Raw genomic sequence first — 22,125 nt, 5'->3', positions numbered from 1 at the left:
TAAAACAAAAAACATGAGTATTTTTTATTATAACACACCTCAGGAGGAGTACGACGCTATTGTAGTGGGTACAGGAATTTCCGGAGGATGGGCAGCTAAAGAGCTCTGCGAGAAAGGGTTGAAGACTCTTGTGCTGGAAAGAGGGCGAGACCTTAAACACGTGAAAGATTATCCTACAGCCAATAAAGATCCTTGGGACTTTGAACATGGTGGAAGGGCTACAAGGCAAATGATAGAAAGAAAACCTAAACAGAACAGGACCGGTTATGTGGTAAGTGAGGCAACCGATCATTTGTTTGTCGATGATATAGAACATCCATATAATGAAGACAGGCGATTTGACTGGATTCGGGGGTATCATGTAGGGGGAAGGTCGCTCATGTGGGGAAGACAAAGCTATCGCCTGAGTGAGATAGATTTTGAGGCTAACCTTAAAGAAGGCATCGGGGTTGACTGGCCGGTCAGATATAAAGATATAGCTCCGTGGTATGATCATGTAGAACGTTTTATAGGTGTCAGCGGGGAAAATCTGGGGTTGAAACAGTTGCCGGATGGACAGTTCTTAAAGGCTATGGAATTAAATTGTGTGGAGGAACATTTAAAATCTTCCATGGCTGATAAATTTAATGACAGGCTACTGACTATAGGGAGAGTGGCTCATATCACAGAAGGTACAAAACCCGGAACCAGAAGTTCGTGCCAGTATAGAAACCGTTGTATGAGAGGGTGTCCTTTCGGGGGGTATTTTAGCAGTAACTCTTCAACACTGCCTGTAGCCGAGGCAACTGGAAATATGACGCTCAGGCCGAATTCAATAGTTCATGAAATTATTTATGATGACCAGAAAGGAAAAGCAACCGGTGTTCGTGTCATAGATTCTGAAACAAATGAAACATACGAGTTTAAAGCGAAGGTGATTTTCTTGTGTGCCTCTGCCATAGCTTCAACATCTATTTTACTACAGTCGAAATCAGACCGTTTCCCGGAAGGATTTGGAAATGATAGTGGTGAGCTTGGGCATAATCTGATGGATCACCATTTTAGAGTAGGGGCCAGAGGTAGTATAGATGGTTTTGAAGACAAATACTACAAGGGAAGAAGACCTAACGGAATTTATATTCCAAGATTCCGAAATCTTGGGGGAACTACTGATAGAAAAGACTATTTGAGAGGATATGGTTATCAGGGAGGAGCAGGACGTGCCGGTTATGATGGTGGTTTTGTTGCCGAGCTTAATTATGGGAAAGAGCTGAAAGAGGCCATTCTTCATCCGGGAGGATGGAGTATGGGACTTACCGGTTTTGGTGAAACATTGCCTGATCATAAAAACAGAATGTATCTCGATTACGATAAAAAAGATAAATGGGGCTTGCCTACGGTTACATTCGATGCAGATTTTGGCGAGAATGAGCTTGCCATGCGTAAGGATATGAAGCAACAGGCGGTTGACATGCTTGAAGCGGCAGGCTTTAAAAATGTCAGCTCCTACGATTCAATCGGAGGAATGGGACTTGGGATACATGAAATGGGTACGGCAAGAATGGGTAACGACCCGAAAACATCAGTTTTGAATGGTTTTAACCAGGTGCATGCTGCTAAAAACGTATTTGTAACCGATGGGTCGTTTATGACCTCTTCGGGGTGTCAGAACCCTTCATTGACCTATATGGCATTTACGGCAAGGGCTGTTGACCATGCGGTTAAAGAGTTGAAAAAGCAAAATATTTAATATCAGGAGACATGGATAGAAGAAAAGCACTTAGAAATATAGGGTTAACTACCGGCTTTGTCGTGGCAACCCCTTCTCTGTTGAGTTTACTGCAAAGTTGTAATACGGCTGTGGAAAACTGGCAGCCTGAGTATTTAACTGTAGATGAGGGCGTCGTTTTGATAGGTTTGGTGGATACGATATTGCCTAAAACAGATTTACCCTCTGCGTCTGAAGTAAATGTTCCTCAATTTATAGACGTCATTTTAAAAGACGTAGTGAGTTCTGAAGAACAGGAGCAAAAGAAGAATGCCATGAAAGCCCTGATAACTGAAATCAGAGCTGATTATTCTGAAGACCTTAACAAGGTCAAAGAGCAGGATTATCAGAAGATATTGGATAAATATCTTTCTAAAGCTGAAAGGGAGGGAGAAGAAAAGGAAATTGCCCAGTTGCTTGGCAGCATAAAGTGGATGACCATTAATGCGTACAGGAACAGTGAGGTTATCGGAGAAACTGTTTTGGCCTATGATCCTGTGCCCGGTCAGTATTTAGGATGTGAAAACCTGCAGGACCTTACCGGAGGAAAGTCGTGGTCTTTATAAAATTAAAATGAACGTGAAAAGAAGAAAGTTTATTCAAAACACTGCTTTATCAACTATAGGTGCATCTATGATTACTTCAGAGGCTTTTTCTGCAAATAAGGACAATGTTAAAAATGGCGAAAATATATTCAAGCTGAAATACGCTCCACATCTGGGGATGTTTAAAAACCTTGCAGGTAAGGATGAGGTCTCCCAGCTTGAGTTCATGGCAAGTCAGGGTTTTAAGGCCTTTGAGGATAATGGGATGAAAAGCAGGGCAGTTCAGACACAGGAACAAATGGCTTCAACCATGCAAAAACACGGCATTCAGATGGGGGTTTTTGTGGCGCATAAGATATACTGGAATAAGCCCAACCTTGCAGGAGGTGATGCTTCATACCGAAAAGAGTTTTTAGACGATATAAAAAGTTCGGTGGAAGTGGCTAAACGCGTTAATGCTAAATGGATGACGGTAGTGCCCGGACATGTTGATTTGCGTAAAAATATAGCTTATCAGACTGCAAATGTAGTAGAGTCGTTAAAACGGGCAGCTGAAATTTTAGAGCCTCACGGATTGGTGATGGTATTGGAACCTTTGAACTTTAGAGATCACCCGGGAATGTTCTTAAGCGAGTCTCCTCAGGCTTTTGAGGTTTGCAAAGCGGTTAATTCTCCATCGTGTAAAATCCTGTTCGATATCTACCACCAGCAAATTACCGAGGGAAACCTTATTCCTAATATCGATGCTTGCTGGGATGAAATAGCTTATATACAAATAGGGGATAATCCCGGACGAAAAGAGCCGACAACAGGAGAAATTAATTATAAAAATGTATTTAGGCATATTCACGCCAGAGGATTTGATGGAGTTCTTGGAATGGAACATGGAAATTCAAAGCCGGGAAAAGAAGGTGAGCGTGCTGTAATAGACGCCTACAAAGAAGTAGATGATTTTTAAGTTTTACAGATAAAAAGAAAAGCCGATTGTTTTAGATAATCGGCTTTTTTTAATGTGAATTATTTTGATTTTTCTTCTTCCAGGATGGTCTTAATGGTCTTTTCGAGTTCTTCTTTCTGCTCATATACAGAGGCCAAGTCGATAATCTCGACTTTTCTGAATTCGATTGGGTGGCTTTCGCTTTGAAGCGATATATATCCTTCAGTCAAAGGTTTTCCATCAATTTTAATGCCTTCGCCGGTTTCATTCACCATGCCGCCTCCTATTTGTGGTCTGGTGTATTCCATTACCACCTGGTTTCCGGCATAATGTTGAACCAGGGAATCTTTTAAGACTAAAAATCCGGCACGAACCCATTGATCTCCATGGTATGTTTTAGATGTAGAACTAACGCAATGCGGGGTGAACAGGGAGTCGTTAATAAAAACGTTTGTCCCGGGAGTGCAAAGATTAAGGTTTGTACGCTCGTTTTCACCGTCACCCCCTAAAAACTGTGCTTCAATACTAATCGGGAAGTCCTGATTCTTGGTCATGGTTTTAGGGTCTTGACTGTGGAGCATCGCCCCGCTGTTTCTCCACGCCCAGCCTTCACCTCCATTGGCTTGTTCGCCTACGAATCGATACTCAACAGCCAAAAAATACGCCGCATATGGTTTTTCGTAAAAAATATGCCCGTACTGTTTGTCAAACGCCTCATATTGATCATACCGAACGATCATTTTGCCATCTTCAATTCTAAAGGTTTCTCCGAAATTATTTCCCAGTTCGTGTTTGGAAATTTTAGGGGTCCACCCGGATAAATCTTTGCCGTTAAAAAGTTGTTCCCAGTTAAGCGTTACAGTTTTCCGGGGTTCAGTGTTTTCTTTTTTCTCATTCTTACACGAAAAGAACAGTGTAAAAACAGATAATGAAAAGAGAAGAAAAGCTTTTTTGTCCATGTTTTTGGTTGGTTAACAGATTTGATGTTATTCTACTATAAATTTGCCCTGCATCATTGCATAATGTCCGGGGAAGCTGCACAAGAACTGATATGTGCCTTTTTCCGGCGCTTCGAATTCAATAACGTCTGTTTCGCCTCCGCCAATGATCTTTGTGTGTGCAATAACATCATTTTCACTTCCTTCAGGAATAAAGTCTGTCTTTTTAGCCGTTGCAGCCTTGGTAGCGAAATCGATTAAATCGGCATCCTGTGCCAGAAGTACAAAATTATGTCCCATCACATTCTTATCCAGTTTGCCAATATGCTTCAGGGTGAGCCTTACTTTGTCTCCTGCCTTTACTTTAATTTCCTTTAGGTTAAACTTCATCAGATCATCCCCTGTAATAATCACTTCAGAAACACCATCTTCTTTTTTAGGTTGCGTAGCAGTTTCTGTGTCTTTGCTTCTTTCATCGTATTGGAAGCCGTCTTTTTTCTTTTCTTCTTTCCCGCCGCAACTTATTAATGCTGCTGTGAAAACAAGTGTAAGCGCTTTATTGAACAATTTCATTTTTAAAATTTTTTAGTTTCGGACTAAGATAAGTAATAGAAAGGTTTTTCGTATGCTGGTCGTATCAAATTTATCTGTTGATGAACCAAAAAACATATAAATCAATATCATTTGAAAAACTAATCAATTAATAGTAGTTTTGTTATGCACGCATAATATTAAGATCCATGTATATAAAAGAGTTTGAAATTAGGTGGAATGATGTCGATGCCAACAGGCATTTGGCAAACCAGGCATATATTGCTTACGCTGCGCATACAAGAATGTCTTTCCTGATAGAGAATGGGTTTGATCAGCATTTGCTGCAAAAGCACGATATCGGGCCGGTGGTGTTTTATGAGCATATCTACTATTTCAGGGAAGTCTTTCCCGGTAAACCCGTAAAGGTGTCGCTGGAGTTGTCGGGGCTAAGCGAAGATGGTATGTTTTTTGAATTCAGGCATAACTTTTACGATTATAAAGGCCGTAACTTTGCTTCGTGTGAAATGATGGGGGGGTGGATTGATCTTAAGACCAGGAAACTGATAGGTTTAGAACAGGAATTACAAACCATGTTTGAAGGGGTTCGTAAACCGGAAGATTTTAAGGTGCTTACAAAAGAAGATACCCGCAGATTTAAAAAGAAGCCAATGGACTTAAGCTGATTTCTCGGTTCTTCGGGTAACCAGATATACCCCGGTAAATATCAAAGCCGCTGCTGCAATCTTCATGGCGTTAATCTTGTCTGCACCTACAGCTACAGCAAACAAAATGCCTATAAGCGGTTGCAGGTATATGAAGGCACCTATAGTAGATGCTTTCAGGGTTTTGATGGCAAAAACATTCAGCAGGTAGGTGGCAAAAGTTGTTCCCAGTACAACATAAGCAATTTTCAGAATGATATCTATGGGCAGTTTCTGCCATTGTATTTGAGAGAATTCGTTGTAACTGATCGGTACATTAATAAAGACGGCTAACAAAAAGAGCCATTTCATTAGTGTAAACGGATGGTATTTGTTGGTAAGGGGTTTAACCATAATAAGGTATAGTCCGTACGAGGTAGCATTAATTACAAAGAGCAAATTGCCAAGCGGAATATTTGGGGCGTTCACCGCTTCGGTATTATCGTAAAGTATGAGTCCGGCTGTACCCGCAAACCCGAGTATAATACCGAGGGCTCTGAGCCAGCTTAGTTTTTCACCAATCAAAAAGGCAGATAATACAAAAACCAGAATAGGGGTAACCGTAATTATTAAGGAGCTGTGAATAGGGGTTGAAAGGCTTAGGCCTTTAAAAAAAACTTGCATATTGATAACCATGCCGAGTATAGCACAGGCTATGATCCTTGGCCAGTCGGATTTGGATATTTTTTCTTTTGGTCCCCAGAAACTGATAGCCCAGAACAGGATGGCGGCGCCAAGAACCCTAATCAGAATAAAGCCGTAGGGTTGTACATAGGTTGGCATCACCCCTTTTGCAAGGGTGTGGTTAATACCGTAAATGGCAGACGCTATAAAGGCGGCAATTAATGCAAGAATTCTTCTGTCCATTAATTACGGGTGTAAAACGTTAAAGACCGCTTGGGTTACTTTTTTGCTGTTTCCGATAAAAATCTGATCGTCTATAATGATTACCGGTCTTTTCAAAAATGTATAATGTTCCAGGATGAATGATCTAAAGTCGTTTTCGCCGAGATCTTTTTCTTTAAGACCTTTTTCCTTGTATAGCCTGGCTCTTTTACTGAATAGTGACTCATAGGTGCCTGATAATTTTTTCATTGCTTCCAATTGATCACTGGTTACAGGTGTTGTTTTAATGTCTTGCATTACAACATCGCCGGGCAGGTTGAGTTCCTTAATAATGCGTTTACAGGCGTCGCAAGTGCTGAGGTGGTATATTTTTTTCATGAATTGTAGCTTTCGAGTGGAAATACGATGCAAAGTAAGTTCTTTTAAAATATCTTTGAAAAAAAATACTTTTAAAATGGAATGGACTTTTGATATTACAACAAAAAACAGAGCGATTTTTAAAAATTTACTGGAAAGTACTTCCTTAGAAGACCTGAATAAAATTCCTGAGGGATTCAATAATAATATATTCTGGAATATAGCTCATGTGGTGGTTACACAACAATTGCTTGCCTATAAATTATCAGGGCTGGAAATGAACGTTTCTGATGAAATGATAGAGGCATATCGAAAAGGAACGAAACCTGTTCGTGATGTAACACGGGAAGAGGTGGATCAGCTTATAGAGCTTTTGTTTTCCACACTTGATCAGCTTCAACAGGATTATAATGAAAACAAGTTTCAGCAATATCAGCAATATACGGTGCAGACCAATGGGAGTACGTTAAGCAATATTGAAGAAGCTCTGGAATTTAATAATTTTCATGAAGGCATTCACATGGGTTATGTGCTCGCTCAGAAGAGAGCATTGTCTTCAGTATAATCTATTTTAAAATCAGGTTCTGTTGTAATTCTTCGAATGGAATCTGAATGGTGATCATACCTTCGGCATAAGCTGCGATATCATAGGGGTTGTATATAAGTACAATCCCTTCATGGGTATAACCTATATTCTGAGGGAGCCTGAAGACATCGTTATCGAACATGAAGCCGGTACTGTTTATGTTTTCGTTTTCAGGGATGTTATGCGTACTCCTGAATTTTTCTTCAACCAATTCTTCAAAGTTGTCAAAGTCTGAAAATAAATCACGGGATTCCAACAGCATTCCCGTTTTAGCGTCGATGTTAATATATGAAATAGCGCCATAGCCATGTGCACCTCCGGTATATACATAAGAATCTAATTGAATACTTATTACGTTTTCGGACCGGTATGGGATTTCACCTTTTATGGTAGCTTCCCAAACGGCAGCCATATCAGGAAAGTCATTTTTGGTCTTTTTGTATTCCGCAACAAACTTATCAACCTCCTGCTCGATTGATTCAGAAGAATGTTCCTCGGTATAATTTAATACTTGAATGGCGTACTCATTAAGGTGTTTATTGATGGAGTCTGCCACTGCATTTCCGTTAGCCTTTGGTATAGTGATAGATACTTTGGCACAAGTATCGCACGGTTCAGAAGTAATGGTTTGTTGTTGAAGTTCGAAACCGTCTTTGTTGCATGAAATGACAGCAAAGATGGTTAATAGTAAGAGATTGTATTTTTTCATCGGAAAATGTCAAATTAAGATTGTATAAAGGTACATTGTTCGTTGGAATACCCAAAAGGAAACAATATTTTTGTTAGAGAGATTTTAATTTGAGTAATCATGAAGTTTAATACGAAGACGATACACGGAAATCAGGAGCACGATAAAGCTTATGGGGCGGTCATGCCACCCATATATCAAACATCGACTTATGCACAAACAACACCGGGAGGACATAAGGGTTTTGAGTATTCCAGAACACATAATCCTACCAGAAAGGCTTTGGAAGATGCGTTGGCGAGTATTGAAAATGGACGTTACGGTTTGGCGTTTGCAAGTGGATTGGCTGCAATAGATGCAGTTTTGAAGTTGTTGAAACCCGGAGATGAAGTGATTTCTACAAATGATTTGTATGGAGGTACGTATCGTTTATTTAGCAAGATTTTTGAAAATTTCGGAATTAAATTTCACTTTGTGGGAATGCATAATGTTTCTGAAATTGTACCGAAGATCAATGAAAACACAAAACTGATTTGGGTTGAAACCCCTACCAATCCAATGATGAACATCATAGATATCGTTGCGGTTTCTGAAATAGCCAAAGAAAATGATTTGCTGTTGGCGGTAGATAATACCTTTGCCACTCCTTATTTGCAACAGCCTATAGATCTGGGAGCAGATATTGTGATGCATTCAGCAACCAAATACCTGGGAGGGCATAGTGATGTGGTAATGGGAGCTTTAATTGTTAAGGATAGGAAACTGGCAGATAAGCTGTATTTTATTCAAAATGCCAGCGGGGCTGTTTGTGGTCCGATGGACAGCTTTTTAGTGCTTCGGGGCATTAAGACGCTTCACGTACGGATGCAACGGCATTGTGAAAATGGTCGGGCTGTAGCAGAGTACCTGGCACAACATCCCAAAATAGAAAAGGTTTACTGGCCCGGTTTTGAAAGTCATCCCAATCACGATATAGCTAAAAAACAGATGAGAGATTTCGGGGGAATGATTTCCTTTGTAACGAAGGACAGTAATTATCGGGATGCTATTAAAATTGTAGAAAACCTCAGGGTTTTTACTTTGGCAGAATCTCTCGGGGGAGTTGAATCTTTGGCGGGACACCCTGCAAGCATGACACATGCCAGTATCCCTAAGAAAGAACGGGAGAGGTCAGGTGTTGTAGATGCATTAATTCGCTTAAGTGTCGGGATAGAAGATGCGGACGACCTGATAGCAGATCTGAAGCAAGCCATAGGGTAGCTTTATTAAGGTTTTGTTAAAGTGAATGACGTATTTTAGAGCTGTATTATAAAGTTGTGAATTTTTGAAGGATATTTTTAAGCATATCGTATATTTGCGCTGATTTATTGGGAACTTTTTAAAAACTATTTTAAAAACTAACATGGAACAAAAAATCCAAGAGTTTATGGAGCTTGTAAAAGCTCGTAATTCACACGAGCCGGAATTTTTACAAGCTGTTCAGGAAGTGGCAGAAACGGTTCTTCCATATATTGCTGGACAAGAAATTTATAGTGGTAAAAACATTCTTTTAAGAATGGTGGAGCCTGAAAGAGCTATTACATTTAGGGTTTCTTGGGTAGACGACCAGGGAGAAATACATGTAAACAGAGGGTACAGGATTCAGATGAATTCCGCTATCGGGCCTTATAAGGGGGGATTGCGTTTTCATCCAAGTGTGAACATGAGTATCTTGAAATTCCTGGCTTTTGAGCAGGTGTTTAAAAATAGCTTAACGACACTGCCGATGGGGGGTGGTAAAGGAGGATCTGATTTTGACCCTAAAGGAAAATCCGATGCTGAAATTATGCGCTTCTGCCATAACTTCATGGCTGAATTATGCCGTCATATCGGTCCGAATACGGATGTCCCGGCCGGAGATATAGGTGTTGGAGCCAGAGAGATTGGATACCTGTTTGGAATGTATAAGAAAATCAGAAATGAATTTACTGGAGTGCTTACCGGTAAAGGACTTTCTTGGGGAGGGTCATTAATTCGCCCTGAAGCTACCGGATACGGAACTGTTTACTTTGCTCAAAGCATGCTTGAAACAAAGAGAGATAGTTTTAACGGGAAGAAAGTCGTGATCTCCGGATCTGGAAATGTAGCTCAATATGCAGCTGAAAAAGTACTTCATTTAGGAGGAACAGTACTTACTTTGTCTGATTCATCCGGATATATCCATGATAAAGAGGGGATAGATGAAGAGAAGCTGGCGCATGTAATGTATCTGAAAAATGAGAAAAGGGTGCGTATCTCCGAGTACATAGAGAAATATCCGAATGCAGAATTTCATGCTGGTGAAAAACCATGGAATGTTGTTTGTGATGTTGCGCTTCCTTGTGCTACTCAGAATGAACTGGATGGAGATGATGCGAAAGCACTGTTAGCTAACGGGTGCATGGCTGTTGCTGAAGGAGCAAATATGCCTTCAACACCTGAAGCTGTTTCAGCATTCCATGAAAGTAAAATATTGTTCGCTCCGGGTAAGGCGTCTAATGCAGGCGGTGTGGCGACTTCAGGTCTCGAAATGTCGCAAAATTCATTGAGAATTAGCTGGACAAGAGAGGAAGTTGATGAGCGATTAAAAGGAATTATGAAAAATATTCACGATGTTTGTGTTTCGTATGGAACAGAAGGCAACTATGTTAATTATGTAAAAGGAGCAAATATTGCTGGTTTTGTTAAAGTTGCTGATGCCATGCTTGCACAAGGTGTAGTATAATTATTTGTTTTACGTGTTATTAACTTTTAAAAGCTCTTCAGGACATCCTGAAGAGCTTTTTTATTTGGTATTTTTGATGTCTGGTAATATAGATTAAATGATAGTAACGACCAAAGCTATAGTCTTATCTGCAATTAAATATTCCGATACCAGTCTGATTGTAAAATGCTATACAGAGCTGGACGGGGTTAAAAGTTATTTGCTGAGAGGAGTTTTAAAATCAAAAAAAGGAAAGCTCAAATCTGGTTATTTTCAGCCGTTAACACAGTTGGAGCTTATAGCTAATCATAAGAACAAAGGGGGGCTTGAGAGTGTCAGGGAAGCAAGGGTTTTGTATCACTTTCAGACCATTCATGCAGATGTTGTAAAGAATTCAATTGTCTTTTTCTTGTCAGAAGTATTGGCAGGTGTGCTTCACGAAGAGGAAGAAAATAAGCCAATGTACAGATTTCTGGAAACAGCCATTCAATGGTTGGATACACATGAAGAAGTGGCTAACTTTCATATCTTTTTCTTGCTTAAATTATCGCGGTACCTCGGCTTTCAGCCATACGAAATCGATGAGGGCGCCTTGTACTTTGATCTGGGGGAGGCGGAATATGTGTCCGTTAGGCCGGCACAGCCTTATATAGCCGATGAGCAATTACAGTTATTCAATGCTTTTTTGAGAGCTGATTTCGATTCGATAGCGGCCGTTAAAACAACCAAATTCAAAAGAAAAGAGCTGTTAAAAATGCTTATCAGGTTCTATCAGTTTCACCTTCATGGTTTCAGAGAACCGAAATCTTTAGATGTACTGGATCAATTATTTGGCTAATACACAGGTTGTATGACCTGATCAGGATTTTATATGTTTGGCTGTTAATATTGATACGCAGCCCGGAAATAAAGAGGTCTGTCTGAACGCAAGTCCAAGAAAGGTCTTCCTGCAAGGGCATGGACAGGCGTAGAGACATTTAAATGCTTGCCGTAGGAGTGAATTTAGCCGCTTGTTTAATGTCTGACAACAGAATTTGATAGTCAAAAATAATTTTGAATTTTAACAAAAGCTCACTTTTAAAGGGGCTTTTTTTGTGTTTTTAAAACCTACAATTCAATGAAAATCACTAATTTCGCGCAACTTAATGAGTGTTGCGTAAAGACAGTTGCGTGCAGTGGCCGGGAGGTCCGCACTTTTTAAGGTTGATGAAATAGATTTAGTAAAATATCCAGAATAAGGAAAAAGAATATAAATGAAGTTTACTGAGTACAAAGGACTTGATTTACCGAAAGTAGCAGAAGAAATTTTGAACTACTGGGAAGAACATGATGTATTTGAAAAAAGTATAACCACGCGTGAAAACGCCCGGCCTTTTGTCTTTTTTGAAGGACCGCCTTCTGCAAATGGTTTGCCGGGGATTCACCATGTTATGGCGCGGGCTATTAAAGATATTTTTTGTCGTTATAAAACGCAGAAAGGGTATCAGGTGAAACGTAAAGCGGGATGGGATACACATGGTTTGCCTGTAGAATTAGGTGTGGAAAAAGAACTGGGTATTACGAAAGAGGATATCGGTAAGAAGATTTCAATCGAAGATTATAACAAAGCCTGTAAAGAGGCGGTAATGCGTTATACGGATGTTTGGAATGATCTTACCAGAAAAATGGGTTATTGGGTAGATATGGAAGATCCGTATATTACCTATAAGCCTAAATATATGGAGAGCGTATGGTGGTTGTTGAAGCAGATTTACGATAAAGGACTTCTTTACAAGGGATATACCATTCAGCCGTATTCGCCTAAAGCAGGTACGGGCCTGAGTTCTCATGAATTGAACCAACCGGGTACGTACAAGGATGTTTCAGATACCACGGCCGTGGCAATGTTTAAGGCAAAAGAAGAAACGCTTCCCGGCTTTTTAAAAGGATACGGAGAGATCGATTTGCTGGCATGGACGACAACTCCCTGGACCTTGCCCTCTAATACCGCGTTAACTGTAGGGCCGAAGATCGATTATGTGTTGGTGAAAACCTTTAATCAGTATACACACAAGCCGATAAATGTAGTGCTTGGCAAGCCATTGGTGGCAAGCCAGTTTTCAGGCAAGTACACAGTTGCTGAAAATGAAGACGAACTTTCTGCATATGAGGAAGGAGATAAGAAGATACCTTACCTGGTAGTGAAGGACTTTAAAGGGGCAGACATTATAGGCATTAGATATGAGCAATTATTACCTTATGCATTGCCTTATCAGAATCCTGAAAATGCCTTCAGAGTGATTTCTGGAGATTTTGTGACTACAGAAGATGGTACCGGGATCGTTCATACAGCCCCGACATTTGGTGCAGATGATGCTAAAGTAGCTAAAGAAGCTACTCCTGAAGTGCCCCCGATGTTGGTAAAAGACGAAAACGATAACCTTGTTCCACTAGTGGATCTTCAGGGAAGATTCAGAGAGGAGCTTCCGGAGATAGGAGGGAAATATGTTAAGAATGAATATTATACCGATGGAGAAGCTCCTGAAAAGTCAGTAGACGTTGAAATCGCCATCAGGTTAAAAGAAGAGAATAAAGCTTTTAAGGTAGAGAAGTATGTCCATAGCTATCCGCATTGTTGGCGTACCGACAAGCCTGTTTTGTACTACCCGTTAGATTCGTGGTTTATAAAAGTTACTGAGCTGAAAGACAGGATGTTCGAGTTGAATAAGACAATCAACTGGAAACCAAAAGCTACTGGAGAAGGCCGGTTTGGAAACTGGTTGCAGAATGCTAACGACTGGAATCTTTCGCGTTCACGCTTCTGGGGAATCCCTTTGCCGATATGGAGAACCGAAGACGGAAAGGAAGAGGTTATTATTGGCTCTGTGGAAGAGTTGAAAGCTAAAATGACAAAAGCTGTTGAAGCAGGCTTTATGGATGCCGATGTATTTGCTGATTTTGAAGTCGGAAATATGAGTGAGGAGAACTATGATACAGTAGACCTTCATAAGAATATAGTAGATCAAATTACTTTGGTTTCACCATCGGGTAAGCCGATGAAAAGAGAATCAGACCTTATCGATGTCTGGTTTGATAGTGGATCAATGCCATATGCGCAATGGCATTATCCGTTTGAAAATAAAGAGCTGATAGATGATAAAGCGTCATATCCTGCCGATTATATAGCAGAAGGGGTCGATCAGACCAGAGGATGGTTTTATACCTTACACGCCATCGGAACCTTGGTCTTCGACTCTGTAGCATATAAAAATGTAGTGTCTAATGGTTTGGTGCTGGATAAAAACGGGCAAAAGATGTCCAAGCGTTTAGGCAATGCGGTAGATCCGTTTACGACACTGGCGGAATATGGTCCGGATGCCACCAGATGGTATATGATCAGCAATGCCAATCCGTGGGATAATTTAAAGTTTGATATAGAAGGTGTGGCAGAGGTAAGACGTAAGTTCTTCGGAACGTTGTATAATACGTATGCGTTTTTTAGCTTGTATGCCAATATCGATAACTTCACATATGCAGAGGCTGATATCCCATTGGAAAAACGTCCTGAAATCGACAGATGGATACTTTCAGAGCTGAATACACTTATAGCTAAGGTTGATGCGGCGTACAATGACTATGAGCCTACCAAAGCAACAAGAGCGATATCGGATTTTGTTCAGGAGTATTTGAGCAACTGGTATGTCCGTTTATGCAGAAGACGTTTTTGGAAGGGTGAATATGGCGAAGATAAGATTTCAGCGTATCAAACGCTTTATACTTGTTTGAGTATTGTTACAAAGTTAGCTGCCCCGGTGGCGCCGTTTTATATGGACCAGTTGTACAGGGACCTTAACCAGGCTACCCGGAAAGAGGTGTGTGAGAGTGTCCATTTATCGGAATTTCCAGAGAGCGATGAAAGCTATATCGATAAGAGCCTGGAGCGGAAAATGGAAACGGCCCAGACAATTACGTCATTAGTGCTGTCATTGCGTAAGAAAGAAAAGATAAAGGTTCGTCAGCCACTTACGAAAGTAATTGTTCCGATTTTAGATGAGGAGCAAAGAAAAGAGATCTCGGCAGTATCAGACCTGATCTCTTCTGAAGTAAACGTAAAAGAGGTAGAGCTTTTAGATGATGCTTCGGGAGTATTGGTGAAACAAATTAAGCCGAACTTTAAAGTTTTGGGGCCTCGTTTCGGAAAAGATATGGGCTTGATTGCCAGTGAGATAAAAAAATTCGATCAGCAGGATATCCAAAAACTTGAGCAAATTGGGGAGATAACACTTGTTATTAACGAAAAAAATATTACTTTAGGTATCGAAGAAGTTGAAATATCTTCTAAAGATATTGAAGGTTGGTTGGTTGCAAATTCAGGAGCCATCACTGTAGCGTTAGATGTTACGATAACCGATGAATTACGAAAAGAGGGAATTGCCAGGGAACTGGTTAACAGAATTCAAAATCTTCGAAAAGATTCCGGTTTAGAGGTAACAGATAAAATTGATGTTAAATTTCAAAAAGACAGTACTGTAATTGAACAAGCGGTAATGAGTAATATCGATTACATTAAGGCCGAAACCCTTACAGCAGACTTGAATTTTGAAGAATATCTGGAGAATGGTACAGAAATTGCTTTTGATGATGTGAACACCAAATTGTCTATTCAAAAACACTTATAGCTATGAGCACAGACGTTAAAGTAAGATACTCTGATAAGGAGCTAGAAGAATTCAGGGCTATAATCGAATCTAAGATCGAGAAAGCCAAACAAGATCTAGATCTTTTAAAAAGTGCCTATATGAACGACGGAAACAATGGTACTGACGACACCTCTCCTACGTTTAAGGCATTTGAAGAAGGGTCTGAGACTATGAGTAAAGAAGCAAACTCTCAGTTAGCTATCCGTCAGGAAAAGTTTATAAGGGATTTAAAGAATGCTTTGGTACGTATTGAAAATAAAACATACGGGATTTGTAGGGTTACAGGAAAACTTATTAATAAGGAACGGTTAAAGTTGGTTCCTCATGCAACTTTAAGCATCGAAGCAAAAAATATGCAAAAGAGTTAATAAATGACTTTTAAAACTATAAAAACGTCCAATATTGGGCGTTTTTTGTTTTTTAGATGTGTGTTGTTAATGTTGTGTCATAGAAGAATTGTCTTTTTATCGTTCTTGTGCTTTTTGCCACTTGGAATGAGAAGCCAGAAGCAGGTAGAAAAGGTACTCCCTTCCCGAAATATTTCAAAAGTAGAAATAGAAGCTTTGAGCGCATATAAGGTTGTTGTGTCAACTGTAAAAAAAACCGACATAACAATTAAGGCCCGTATGAATGGAGCGTATCAGGAACAACTATATATAGTCTCAGGTCAGGAAGGAAAGGCTTTAAGGATAAAGGCGGAGTTAACGCCTCTGTTTCAGGTGCCTGATGATAAGTTAAGTGCTCACAAGGTATTGTCGGTGGTGATTACTGTTGAGCTTCCTGAGAACATGAGCCTGCATGTGGTCGGAGCCGATACAGAATTACAGATCCGGGGGAAGTACGATGAGATTGTTACAAAAACACGGTCTGAAAAGACCCTTTTTCAAAATACAGTCGGAAGGATAAATGCATACTCTTTTAAAGGGGATTTATTTTATATAACGTCCAAAGGACAAATAGAGGCAGTCTCCGAATATGGGGTTGTCTGTAAGGATGATGTACCAACGGGAAATGATGTTGTTGTATTAAAAACTGTTCACGGGAACATTTACATATCTAAAAATGAATAATAGATTCATTTTTGGGATTCATTTTTCAGGGATAACCCCGAAAGTGTATATATAAAGGATTCAGTATGTCGTTAAAAAAGTCTATTTTCATTATAGTATTGGTTCTCTTGGTAGACCAGATCTCAAAAATATATGTAAAAACAAATTTTGTTTTAGGGGAATATGTAGAAGTATTTAGTTGGTTTAAGATTCTTTTTGTAGAGAATGAAGGAGCTGCCTGGGGTACTAAATTGAGTGATATCTTTCCTTTTGTATCAGATGAGATAGCCAAATTGTCGTTAACAGTATTCAGGATCTTTGCGATTTGTGGAATAGGTTACTGGCTGTATGACAGTGTCAGGAAAAATAGTCCCAGAATATTAATAGTTTCTATTGCATTGATTTTTGCGGGAGCCTTCGGGAATATTATAGATTCCGTGTTTTACGGGATGATCTTTAATGACAGCTACGGACAGGTAGCAGCGATGTTTGCTGACGAGCCTTACGGTAGTTTGTTTCATGGGAAGGTGGTAGATATGTTATATTTTCCTATGATTGACACTACGTTACCCGGGTGGATGCCTTTTGTGGGAGGAAACCATTTCAGGTTCTTTGAACCTGTTTTTAATATAGCCGATACCTCGATAAGTTTCGGAGTAGGGATATTGCTGGTATTTAATAAAAGAGCATTTCCTAAAAAAGAAGATTAACGGAAAGAATAGATGTTTTCAGGAGTGATGCAATAATCGATTTGTATATCGTTTTCGTTAGTGTCTTCAATCAGGTCATCCGGTTCAAAAAAGGAGAGGCCGATCTTTACGGTGTCCTCTTTGCACTCCGAGAGGAACTTGTCATAAAACCCTTTTCCGTATCCGACCCTGTTCCCTTTTTTGTCAAAAGCTAAAAGCGGAATAAATACCACGTCTATTTTTTTTACGGGGACTTCGAGTCCGTCAACGGGTTCTGGGATGTTGTACCGGTTCTTTTTTAAACGGGTATTTTCAGTTAACAGGTAATGAGAAAGAGTGTAGTCGTTAAAATTGCTTTTAGAAATAACGACTTCTTTGTCCTTACCGTGTAAGATACTCAGTAAAAAAGAGGTGTCTATTTCTTTTTGTTCTTCGATGGTTAAGAATATATGATAATAAGTTTTGTCCCATACGGGCAATTTAAGCACATTGTTGGCTATATTGATACTGAATGAATCAATATCATCTGTAGATAATAGACTTCTTAAAGTTTTATATTTTTCTCTGAGATCGGTTTTGAACATGTTCATGTGCCTGTTTTTGCTGACCGGGAGCCTATTTTTAGTGCCTTTTTACCGATTACTTTTCTGGGTTTAATGAAATTGACCGGTGATATGAGCAAGAAGCTGACAAGCTTATACTAAAAAAACAACTATTGATCTGCAAATAATAACTTTTTTATAGACTAATATTTAGGTAAATTCTCGGTTTAAACTTTTTGCAAAAAATGTAAAAACAACGGCAAATTAGTAATTTCGTACTTATGAGTCAAGCATCGATAGAACTTCAATTACAAACATTGCCCCATAATCCTGGGGTTTATCAGTTTTATGATAAACAAGGGAAGATCCTCTATGTCGGGAAAGCGAAAAATTTAAAAAAAAGAGTGTCCTCTTATTTTCATAAAGAGCATGATTCAGGAAAGACCCGCGTACTGGTAAAAAAGATCGTAGAAATCAGGCATATTGTGGTTCCTACAGAGACAGATGCGCTTTTGCTGGAAAATAATATGATCAAAAAGTACCAGCCACGTTACAACGTAATGTTGAAAGACGATAAAACGTATCCTTGGATATGCATTAAAAATGAGCGTTTTCCAAGGGTTTTTTCAACCCGGAAATTAATTCGCGACGGCTCAGAGTATTTTGGCCCCTATACGAGTGTAAGGACCGTTAGGGCTTTATTAGATCTTATTAAGGAGTTATATCCGCTTAGGACCTGTAACTACGACCTCTCTAAAGAAAAGATCGATGCCGGAAAATATAAAGTTTGTCTGGAGTATCATATCGGAAACTGCTTAGGACCCTGTGAAAGCTTTCAGTCTGTCGGGGAATATGATGAACAAATCCGGGCCATTCGGGAAATAGTGAAAGGTAACTTTAAAGAGTCCCTGCAACTTTTTAAAAAGCAAATGAACCAATTTGCAGAAGCTCTAAAGTTTGAAGAGGCCCAGAAAATCAAGGAAAAGCTGGAAGTGCTGGAGAATTATCAGGCAAAATCAACGATAGTTAACCCAAGAATAACCAATGTAGATGTTTTTACGATCGTTTCGGATGAGGCGTATGGGTATGTAAATTTTCTTCAGCTTTCATACGGGGCTATTATAAGAGCCCATACGATTGAGATGAAGAAGAAACTCGATGAAACCGATATGGAATTATTAGAGCTGGCTATTACAGAATTAAGACAACGCTTCCATTCACAGTCAAAAGAAATATATGTGCCTTTTATTGTTGATGCCGGCGACGGGATAAAAGTAACGACACCTAAAGTCGGAGATAAAAAGAAGCTTTTGGAATTGTCTGAGCGCAATGCCAGGTTCTACAGACAGGAGCGCTTTAAACAAGCTAAGATAACGGATCCTGACCGTCATGTCAATCGACTGATGTCGCAGATGAAGAATGACCTTAGGTTGTCTGAAGAACCGAGGTATATTGAATGTTTTGATAACTCAAATATTCAAGGGACAAATCCGGTGGCGGCATGTGTGGTTTTCAAAAACGGAAAACCCAGTAAGAAAGATTACAGGCATTTTAATATTAAAACGGTAGACGGCCCGGATGATTTTGCCTCGATGGAAGAAGTAGTATACCGCAGGTATAAAAGGCTGTTGGATGAAGGGGAGCCGCTTCCTCAGTTAATTGTGATAGACGGAGGTAAAGGGCAGCTTTCATCAGCTTTAAAAAGCCTTGATGCTCTCGGTCTCAGAGGGGAAATAGCCATAATCGGAATTGCTAAACGTCTGGAGGAAATCTACTATCCCGGAGATTCCATTCCTATGTACCTGGATAAGAAGTCGGAAACCCTTAAGGTAATCCAGTACCTGAGGAATGAGGCACACCGGTTCGGGATTACATTTCACAGACAAAAACGAAGTAATGCTGCTATTGATTCCGAACTCGAAAACATACCCGGAGTGGGAGAAAAAACAGCAGTTCAGTTGTTAAAAGAATTTAAATCCGTTAAGCGGATTAAAGAAGCTTCCATAGAAAAGTTAATTGCAATTGTGGGGGTATCAAAAGCACAGAAAATATATGAGGCTTTTCACTAAAAATAATTACCTTCATCCTATGAAAAAATTCTTGCTTTCTGTTTTATCGATTCTTTTAGGGAGTGTAGTTTCTTTAGCCCAGGATAAGGGTCAGAAAGATTTGAAAATCGGACTGGTTTTAAGTGGTGGCGGAGCAAAAGGACTTGCGCATATTGGTGTTTTAAAAGCAATTGAAGAGGCTGGATTGCGGATCGATTATATTGGAGGAACGAGCATGGGGGCTATTATCGGGGCTATGTATGCTTCGGGCTATTCGTCTAATGAACTCGATTCTATTTTTAGGAGTGTTGATTTTCAGAAATTAATACAAGATGAGGTGCCGAGGTCGGCAAAGACATTCTATGAAAAGAATAATAGTGAACGCTATGCTTTAACGGTCCCTTTCGACCGTTTTAAAATTTCTGTTCCATCTGCCATATCAAAGGGACAAAATGTATATAATCTCTACTCGCAATTATTATTTCATGTAAGAGATGTCGATGATTTTAACAAGTTGCCCATTCCCTATTTTTGTATAGCAACCAACATTGAGACCGGAGAAGAGGTTATCTTGGATGAGGGGTACCTGCCCCGGGCTATTGCAGCAAGTGGTGCATTGCCGTCGGTGTTTGAGCCTGTAGAGATAAATGGTAAGGTATTAATTGATGGCGGGGTGGTTAACAATTACCCGATAGATGAAGTAAGGGCAAAAGGGATGGATGTGATAATTGGGGTTGATGTCCAGGATGATTTGGCGGACAGGGAATCCCTGAAAGCGGCTAACGAAATACTTATGCAGATAAGTAATTACAGAACAGCCCTGGTCATGAAGGAAAAAATAAAAAAAACCGATGTTTATATAAAGCCGGACATTACAGATTTTAATGTGCTTTCGTTCGATCAGGGAACACAGATATATAAAAGAGGTTATTATGCGGCCAAGGAACAATCCTCCCTTTTGGATAGCCTGGCTGCTCTTCAAAAAAAAGAAAGATACATCCAGTCGGTTATCCGGCCGTATAGGAGAGATACCCTTAGTCTGAGTACGATAGACATCAAGGGGTATGACCGTTACTCAAGAGCTTATATAAGGGGTAAGCTTCGCTTTAAGAAAGATGAGTTGATTACTTTTGAAAAGTTCAATGAGGGGATCAGTAACCTTTCTGCTACAAATAACTTTAAGGGAATTCAATATGAGCTTAAACACGATGCAGAAACCGGGAAGGAGAACCTAATAATGGAGGTTGAGGAAACCCCTGCGAGTTTGTTTTTGAGGCTGGGAGTACACTATGATGGCCTGTATAAATCGGCCGTATTGGTTAACCTGACAAAAAAACACTTATTGTTTGATGACGATGTGGCTTCTGTGGATTTTATTTTGGGCGACCGCATCCGTTATAATCTTGAATATTATATCGATAAAGGGTTTTACTGGAGCTTCGGTGTGAAATCGAGGTATAACTCTTTTCGGAAACCTGTAAATTTCAATTTTTTGAGAGACGGGACGGTATTGAATGCCCCTGAGGGTATCTCTCAGCTCGATATAGAACTGGATGACCTTACCAATCAGGTGTATCTGCAATCAGTATTTAGAGAAGAATTTTCATTTGGAGCCGGTTTAGAACATAAATATCTGCAAATTGAATCTGAAACCATCACAGGAGACGATGGTGATAATATTCAATTTGATAATAGTAATTATTTCAGCACCTACGGATTCTTGAGGTTTGATAGTTTTGACGACAGGTATTTTCCTTCCAGGGGGATTTATTTTGATGGTGATTTTCATTTATATTTTAGTTCTCCGGATGATTATACGGGTGTTTTTGATGAATTTTCTATTGCCAAAGCCAAGCTTGGGTTTGCTTTTCCCGTAGCAAAAAACCTGTCTTTTAATAGTTTTGCCGAAGGAGGATTTAAATTAGGGAATACTGAACTGAGCTCTCTTGATTTTGTTCTGGGTGGCTATGGAAATAACTTTATTAATAATTTTATTCCTTTTTACGGGTATGATTTTTTAAGCTTTGGAGGCGATAGTTTTGTCAAGGCTCAGGCTGCTGTTGATTGGGAATTTGTTAAGAAGAACCATGTGAACTTTGCTGCGAATTTTGCTAACGTCCAGGATGGTCTGTTTAATAGCGGAGAGTGGTTTAGCAAGCCTGATTATACCGGATATGCTATAGGTTACGGTCTTGAAACCTTCTTAGGGCCGATCGAGGCTAAGTATACATGGTCTCCTGAAAGAGGCAAAGGACAGTGGCTGTTTAATGTTGGTTTTTGGTTTTAGAACATTTCAGCCGATGTGCCGTATGCTATTGCAAAACTTATGATATTCTCTAAAAAAATACCGATATTTGTAGAGATATGACAAATTTTTGGGCAGATTTACTCTTATTACTCCATTATCTCATCAAGAGAAATCCTGAGTGAGTTGTTCCTGACAACCTCATTGCGACGGGAGGTTGACTGTTAAATGATTAAAGAGACGGGTAGTGTTTTTATTATTATCCAAAACTT

General features: G+C 39.7%; 20 protein-coding genes. 14 read left to right on the top strand and 6 right to left on the bottom strand.

Annotated elements, in window-relative coordinates; translation table 11 throughout:
* Positions 1-13 precede the first annotated feature (13 nt).
* The 3 genes from MQE36_RS03815 (at position 14) to MQE36_RS03805 (ending at position 3,250) form a co-directional block, all read left to right on the top strand.
* Positions 14-1,729: a GMC oxidoreductase gene (locus MQE36_RS03815; RefSeq protein WP_242937848.1), complete on the top strand. Its 1,716-nt coding sequence runs from the start codon at positions 14-16 to the stop codon at positions 1,727-1,729.
* 11 nt (positions 1,730-1,740) lie between these two features.
* Positions 1,741-2,313 carry a gluconate 2-dehydrogenase subunit 3 family protein gene (locus MQE36_RS03810; RefSeq protein ID WP_242937847.1) on the top strand — a complete coding sequence of 191 codons (573 nt, stop codon included), beginning with the start codon at positions 1,741-1,743 and terminating at the stop codon, positions 2,311-2,313.
* Positions 2,314-2,380: 67 nt separating this feature from the next.
* On the top strand, positions 2,381-3,250 hold the full coding sequence (locus MQE36_RS03805; RefSeq protein ID WP_423242482.1) for a hydroxypyruvate isomerase family protein: 870 nt from the start codon (positions 2,381-2,383) through the stop codon (positions 3,248-3,250).
* A gap of 59 nt (positions 3,251-3,309) precedes the next feature.
* Here MQE36_RS03805 and MQE36_RS03800 read toward each other — a convergent pair whose 3' ends face one another.
* Together MQE36_RS03800 and azu are read right to left on the bottom strand one after the other, a co-directional pair.
* Positions 3,310-4,188 (bottom strand): 3-keto-disaccharide hydrolase, encoded by an 879-nt coding sequence (locus tag MQE36_RS03800; protein WP_242937845.1) that lies wholly within the window; start codon positions 4,186-4,188, stop codon positions 3,310-3,312.
* A gap of 27 nt (positions 4,189-4,215) precedes the next feature.
* Complete coding sequence (gene azu, locus MQE36_RS03795; RefSeq protein WP_242937844.1) at positions 4,216-4,740, bottom strand: azurin; 525 nt, start codon at positions 4,738-4,740, stop codon at positions 4,216-4,218.
* 167 nt (positions 4,741-4,907) lie between these two features.
* On the opposite strand from azu, the gene MQE36_RS03790 reads away from it, so the two are divergent.
* Positions 4,908-5,384, top strand: coding sequence for an acyl-CoA thioesterase (locus MQE36_RS03790; protein WP_242937843.1), 477 nt, complete (start codon positions 4,908-4,910; stop codon positions 5,382-5,384).
* Here MQE36_RS03790 and MQE36_RS03785 read toward each other — a convergent pair.
* Both MQE36_RS03785 and MQE36_RS03780 read right to left on the bottom strand, forming a co-directional pair.
* Complete coding sequence (locus tag MQE36_RS03785; protein WP_242937842.1) at positions 5,376-6,269, bottom strand: DMT family transporter; 894 nt, start codon at positions 6,267-6,269, stop codon at positions 5,376-5,378. The genes MQE36_RS03790 and MQE36_RS03785 overlap by 9 nt on opposite strands.
* 3 nt (positions 6,270-6,272) lie before the next feature.
* Complete coding sequence (locus tag MQE36_RS03780; RefSeq protein WP_242937841.1) at positions 6,273-6,626, bottom strand: arsenate reductase family protein; 354 nt, start codon at positions 6,624-6,626, stop codon at positions 6,273-6,275.
* A 76-nt stretch (positions 6,627-6,702) separates the two neighbouring features.
* Between MQE36_RS03780 and MQE36_RS03775 the strand changes: the two genes are divergently transcribed.
* The gene (locus MQE36_RS03775; protein WP_242937840.1) at positions 6,703-7,170 is read left to right on the top strand and encodes a DinB family protein; all 468 of its coding nucleotides are present in this window, start codon (positions 6,703-6,705) and stop codon (positions 7,168-7,170) included.
* 1 nt (position 7,171) lies between these two features.
* Here the strand turns inward: MQE36_RS03775 and MQE36_RS03770 are convergent, their stop codons facing one another.
* A complete protein-coding gene (locus tag MQE36_RS03770) occupies positions 7,172-7,900 on the bottom strand; it encodes a DUF3298 and DUF4163 domain-containing protein (protein ID WP_242937839.1) in 729 nt (242 codons plus the stop codon).
* Positions 7,901-7,999: 99 nt separating this feature from the next.
* Between MQE36_RS03770 and MQE36_RS03765 the strand changes: the two genes are divergently transcribed.
* The 7 genes from MQE36_RS03765 to MQE36_RS03735 all read left to right on the top strand — a co-directional run bounded on the left by MQE36_RS03765 (position 8,000) and on the right by MQE36_RS03735 (position 17,039).
* Complete coding sequence (locus tag MQE36_RS03765; protein WP_242937838.1) at positions 8,000-9,139, top strand: cystathionine gamma-synthase; 1,140 nt, start codon at positions 8,000-8,002, stop codon at positions 9,137-9,139.
* A 142-nt stretch (positions 9,140-9,281) separates the two neighbouring features.
* On the top strand, positions 9,282-10,622 hold the full coding sequence (gene gdhA, locus MQE36_RS03760; RefSeq protein WP_242937837.1) for an NADP-specific glutamate dehydrogenase: 1,341 nt from the start codon (positions 9,282-9,284) through the stop codon (positions 10,620-10,622).
* A 97-nt stretch (positions 10,623-10,719) separates the two neighbouring features.
* Complete coding sequence (recO, locus tag MQE36_RS03755) at positions 10,720-11,439, top strand: DNA repair protein RecO (RefSeq protein WP_242937836.1); 720 nt, start codon at positions 10,720-10,722, stop codon at positions 11,437-11,439.
* Positions 11,440-11,854: 415 nt separating this feature from the next.
* The gene (gene ileS / locus MQE36_RS03750; protein WP_242937835.1) at positions 11,855-15,259 is read left to right on the top strand and encodes an isoleucine--tRNA ligase; all 3,405 of its coding nucleotides are present in this window, start codon (positions 11,855-11,857) and stop codon (positions 15,257-15,259) included.
* Positions 15,260-15,261: 2 nt separating this feature from the next.
* Positions 15,262-15,648, top strand: coding sequence for a TraR/DksA family transcriptional regulator (locus tag MQE36_RS03745; protein WP_242937834.1), 387 nt, complete (start codon positions 15,262-15,264; stop codon positions 15,646-15,648).
* Positions 15,649-15,774: 126 nt separating this feature from the next.
* Positions 15,775-16,350 (top strand): hypothetical protein, encoded by a 576-nt coding sequence (locus MQE36_RS03740; RefSeq protein WP_242937833.1) that lies wholly within the window; start codon positions 15,775-15,777, stop codon positions 16,348-16,350.
* A 65-nt stretch (positions 16,351-16,415) separates the two neighbouring features.
* A complete protein-coding gene (locus tag MQE36_RS03735) occupies positions 16,416-17,039 on the top strand; it encodes a lipoprotein signal peptidase (RefSeq protein ID WP_242937832.1) in 624 nt (207 codons plus the stop codon).
* Here the strand turns inward: MQE36_RS03735 and MQE36_RS03730 are convergent.
* The gene (locus MQE36_RS03730; protein WP_242938811.1) at positions 17,036-17,602 is read right to left on the bottom strand and encodes a 5-formyltetrahydrofolate cyclo-ligase; all 567 of its coding nucleotides are present in this window, start codon (positions 17,600-17,602) and stop codon (positions 17,036-17,038) included. The two genes, MQE36_RS03735 and MQE36_RS03730, sit on opposite strands and share 4 nt — an antisense overlap.
* A 239-nt stretch (positions 17,603-17,841) precedes the next feature.
* Between MQE36_RS03730 and uvrC the strand changes: the two genes are divergently transcribed.
* Both uvrC and MQE36_RS03720 read left to right on the top strand, forming a co-directional pair.
* Positions 17,842-19,629: an excinuclease ABC subunit UvrC gene (uvrC, locus tag MQE36_RS03725; RefSeq protein WP_242937831.1), complete on the top strand. Its 1,788-nt coding sequence runs from the start codon at positions 17,842-17,844 to the stop codon at positions 19,627-19,629.
* Between the two features lie 19 nt (positions 19,630-19,648).
* Positions 19,649-21,895, top strand: a complete 2,247-nt coding sequence (locus MQE36_RS03720) for a patatin-like phospholipase family protein (RefSeq protein WP_242937830.1) — start codon at positions 19,649-19,651, stop codon at positions 21,893-21,895.
* The last annotated feature ends 230 nt before the right edge of the window (positions 21,896-22,125 follow it).

Origin of the sequence: Zhouia spongiae (assembly GCF_022760175.1) — a bacterium.
Taxonomy (GTDB): Bacteria; Bacteroidota; Bacteroidia; order Flavobacteriales; family Flavobacteriaceae; genus Zhouia; species Zhouia spongiae.
This window is presented reverse-complemented; position numbering and strand designations above follow the sequence as displayed.

Excerpts from the sequence above, each read along its gene's own strand:
- MQE36_RS03780 (WP_242937841.1), bottom strand. The coding sequence starts at position 6,626 with ATGAAAAAAATATACCACCTCAGCACTTGCGACGCCTGTAAACGCATT.
- MQE36_RS03810 (WP_242937847.1), top strand. The coding sequence starts at position 1,741 with ATGGATAGAAGAAAAGCACTTAGAAATATAGGGTTAACTACCGGCTTT.
- MQE36_RS03770 (WP_242937839.1), bottom strand. The coding sequence starts at position 7,900 with ATGAAAAAATACAATCTCTTACTATTAACCATCTTTGCTGTCATTTCA.
- MQE36_RS03775 (WP_242937840.1), top strand. The coding sequence starts at position 6,703 with ATGGAATGGACTTTTGATATTACAACAAAAAACAGAGCGATTTTTAAA.
- gdhA (WP_242937837.1), top strand. The coding sequence starts at position 9,282 with ATGGAACAAAAAATCCAAGAGTTTATGGAGCTTGTAAAAGCTCGTAAT.
- MQE36_RS03805 (WP_423242482.1), top strand. The coding sequence starts at position 2,381 with ATGATTACTTCAGAGGCTTTTTCTGCAAATAAGGACAATGTTAAAAAT.
- uvrC (WP_242937831.1), top strand. The coding sequence starts at position 17,842 with ATGAGTCAAGCATCGATAGAACTTCAATTACAAACATTGCCCCATAAT.
- MQE36_RS03765 (WP_242937838.1), top strand. The coding sequence starts at position 8,000 with ATGAAGTTTAATACGAAGACGATACACGGAAATCAGGAGCACGATAAA.
- MQE36_RS03745 (WP_242937834.1), top strand. The coding sequence starts at position 15,262 with ATGAGCACAGACGTTAAAGTAAGATACTCTGATAAGGAGCTAGAAGAA.
- MQE36_RS03815 (WP_242937848.1), top strand. The coding sequence starts at position 14 with ATGAGTATTTTTTATTATAACACACCTCAGGAGGAGTACGACGCTATT.
- MQE36_RS03740 (WP_242937833.1), top strand. The coding sequence starts at position 15,775 with ATGAGAAGCCAGAAGCAGGTAGAAAAGGTACTCCCTTCCCGAAATATT.
- MQE36_RS03720 (WP_242937830.1), top strand. The coding sequence starts at position 19,649 with ATGAAAAAATTCTTGCTTTCTGTTTTATCGATTCTTTTAGGGAGTGTA.
- recO (WP_242937836.1), top strand. The coding sequence starts at position 10,720 with ATGATAGTAACGACCAAAGCTATAGTCTTATCTGCAATTAAATATTCC.
- MQE36_RS03800 (WP_242937845.1), bottom strand. The coding sequence starts at position 4,188 with ATGGACAAAAAAGCTTTTCTTCTCTTTTCATTATCTGTTTTTACACTG.
- ileS (WP_242937835.1), top strand. The coding sequence starts at position 11,855 with ATGAAGTTTACTGAGTACAAAGGACTTGATTTACCGAAAGTAGCAGAA.
- MQE36_RS03730 (WP_242938811.1), bottom strand. The coding sequence starts at position 17,602 with ATGTTCAAAACCGATCTCAGAGAAAAATATAAAACTTTAAGAAGTCTA.
- MQE36_RS03735 (WP_242937832.1), top strand. The coding sequence starts at position 16,416 with ATGTCGTTAAAAAAGTCTATTTTCATTATAGTATTGGTTCTCTTGGTA.
- azu (WP_242937844.1), bottom strand. The coding sequence starts at position 4,740 with ATGAAATTGTTCAATAAAGCGCTTACACTTGTTTTCACAGCAGCATTA.
- MQE36_RS03785 (WP_242937842.1), bottom strand. The coding sequence starts at position 6,269 with ATGGACAGAAGAATTCTTGCATTAATTGCCGCCTTTATAGCGTCTGCC.
- MQE36_RS03790 (WP_242937843.1), top strand. The coding sequence starts at position 4,908 with ATGTATATAAAAGAGTTTGAAATTAGGTGGAATGATGTCGATGCCAAC.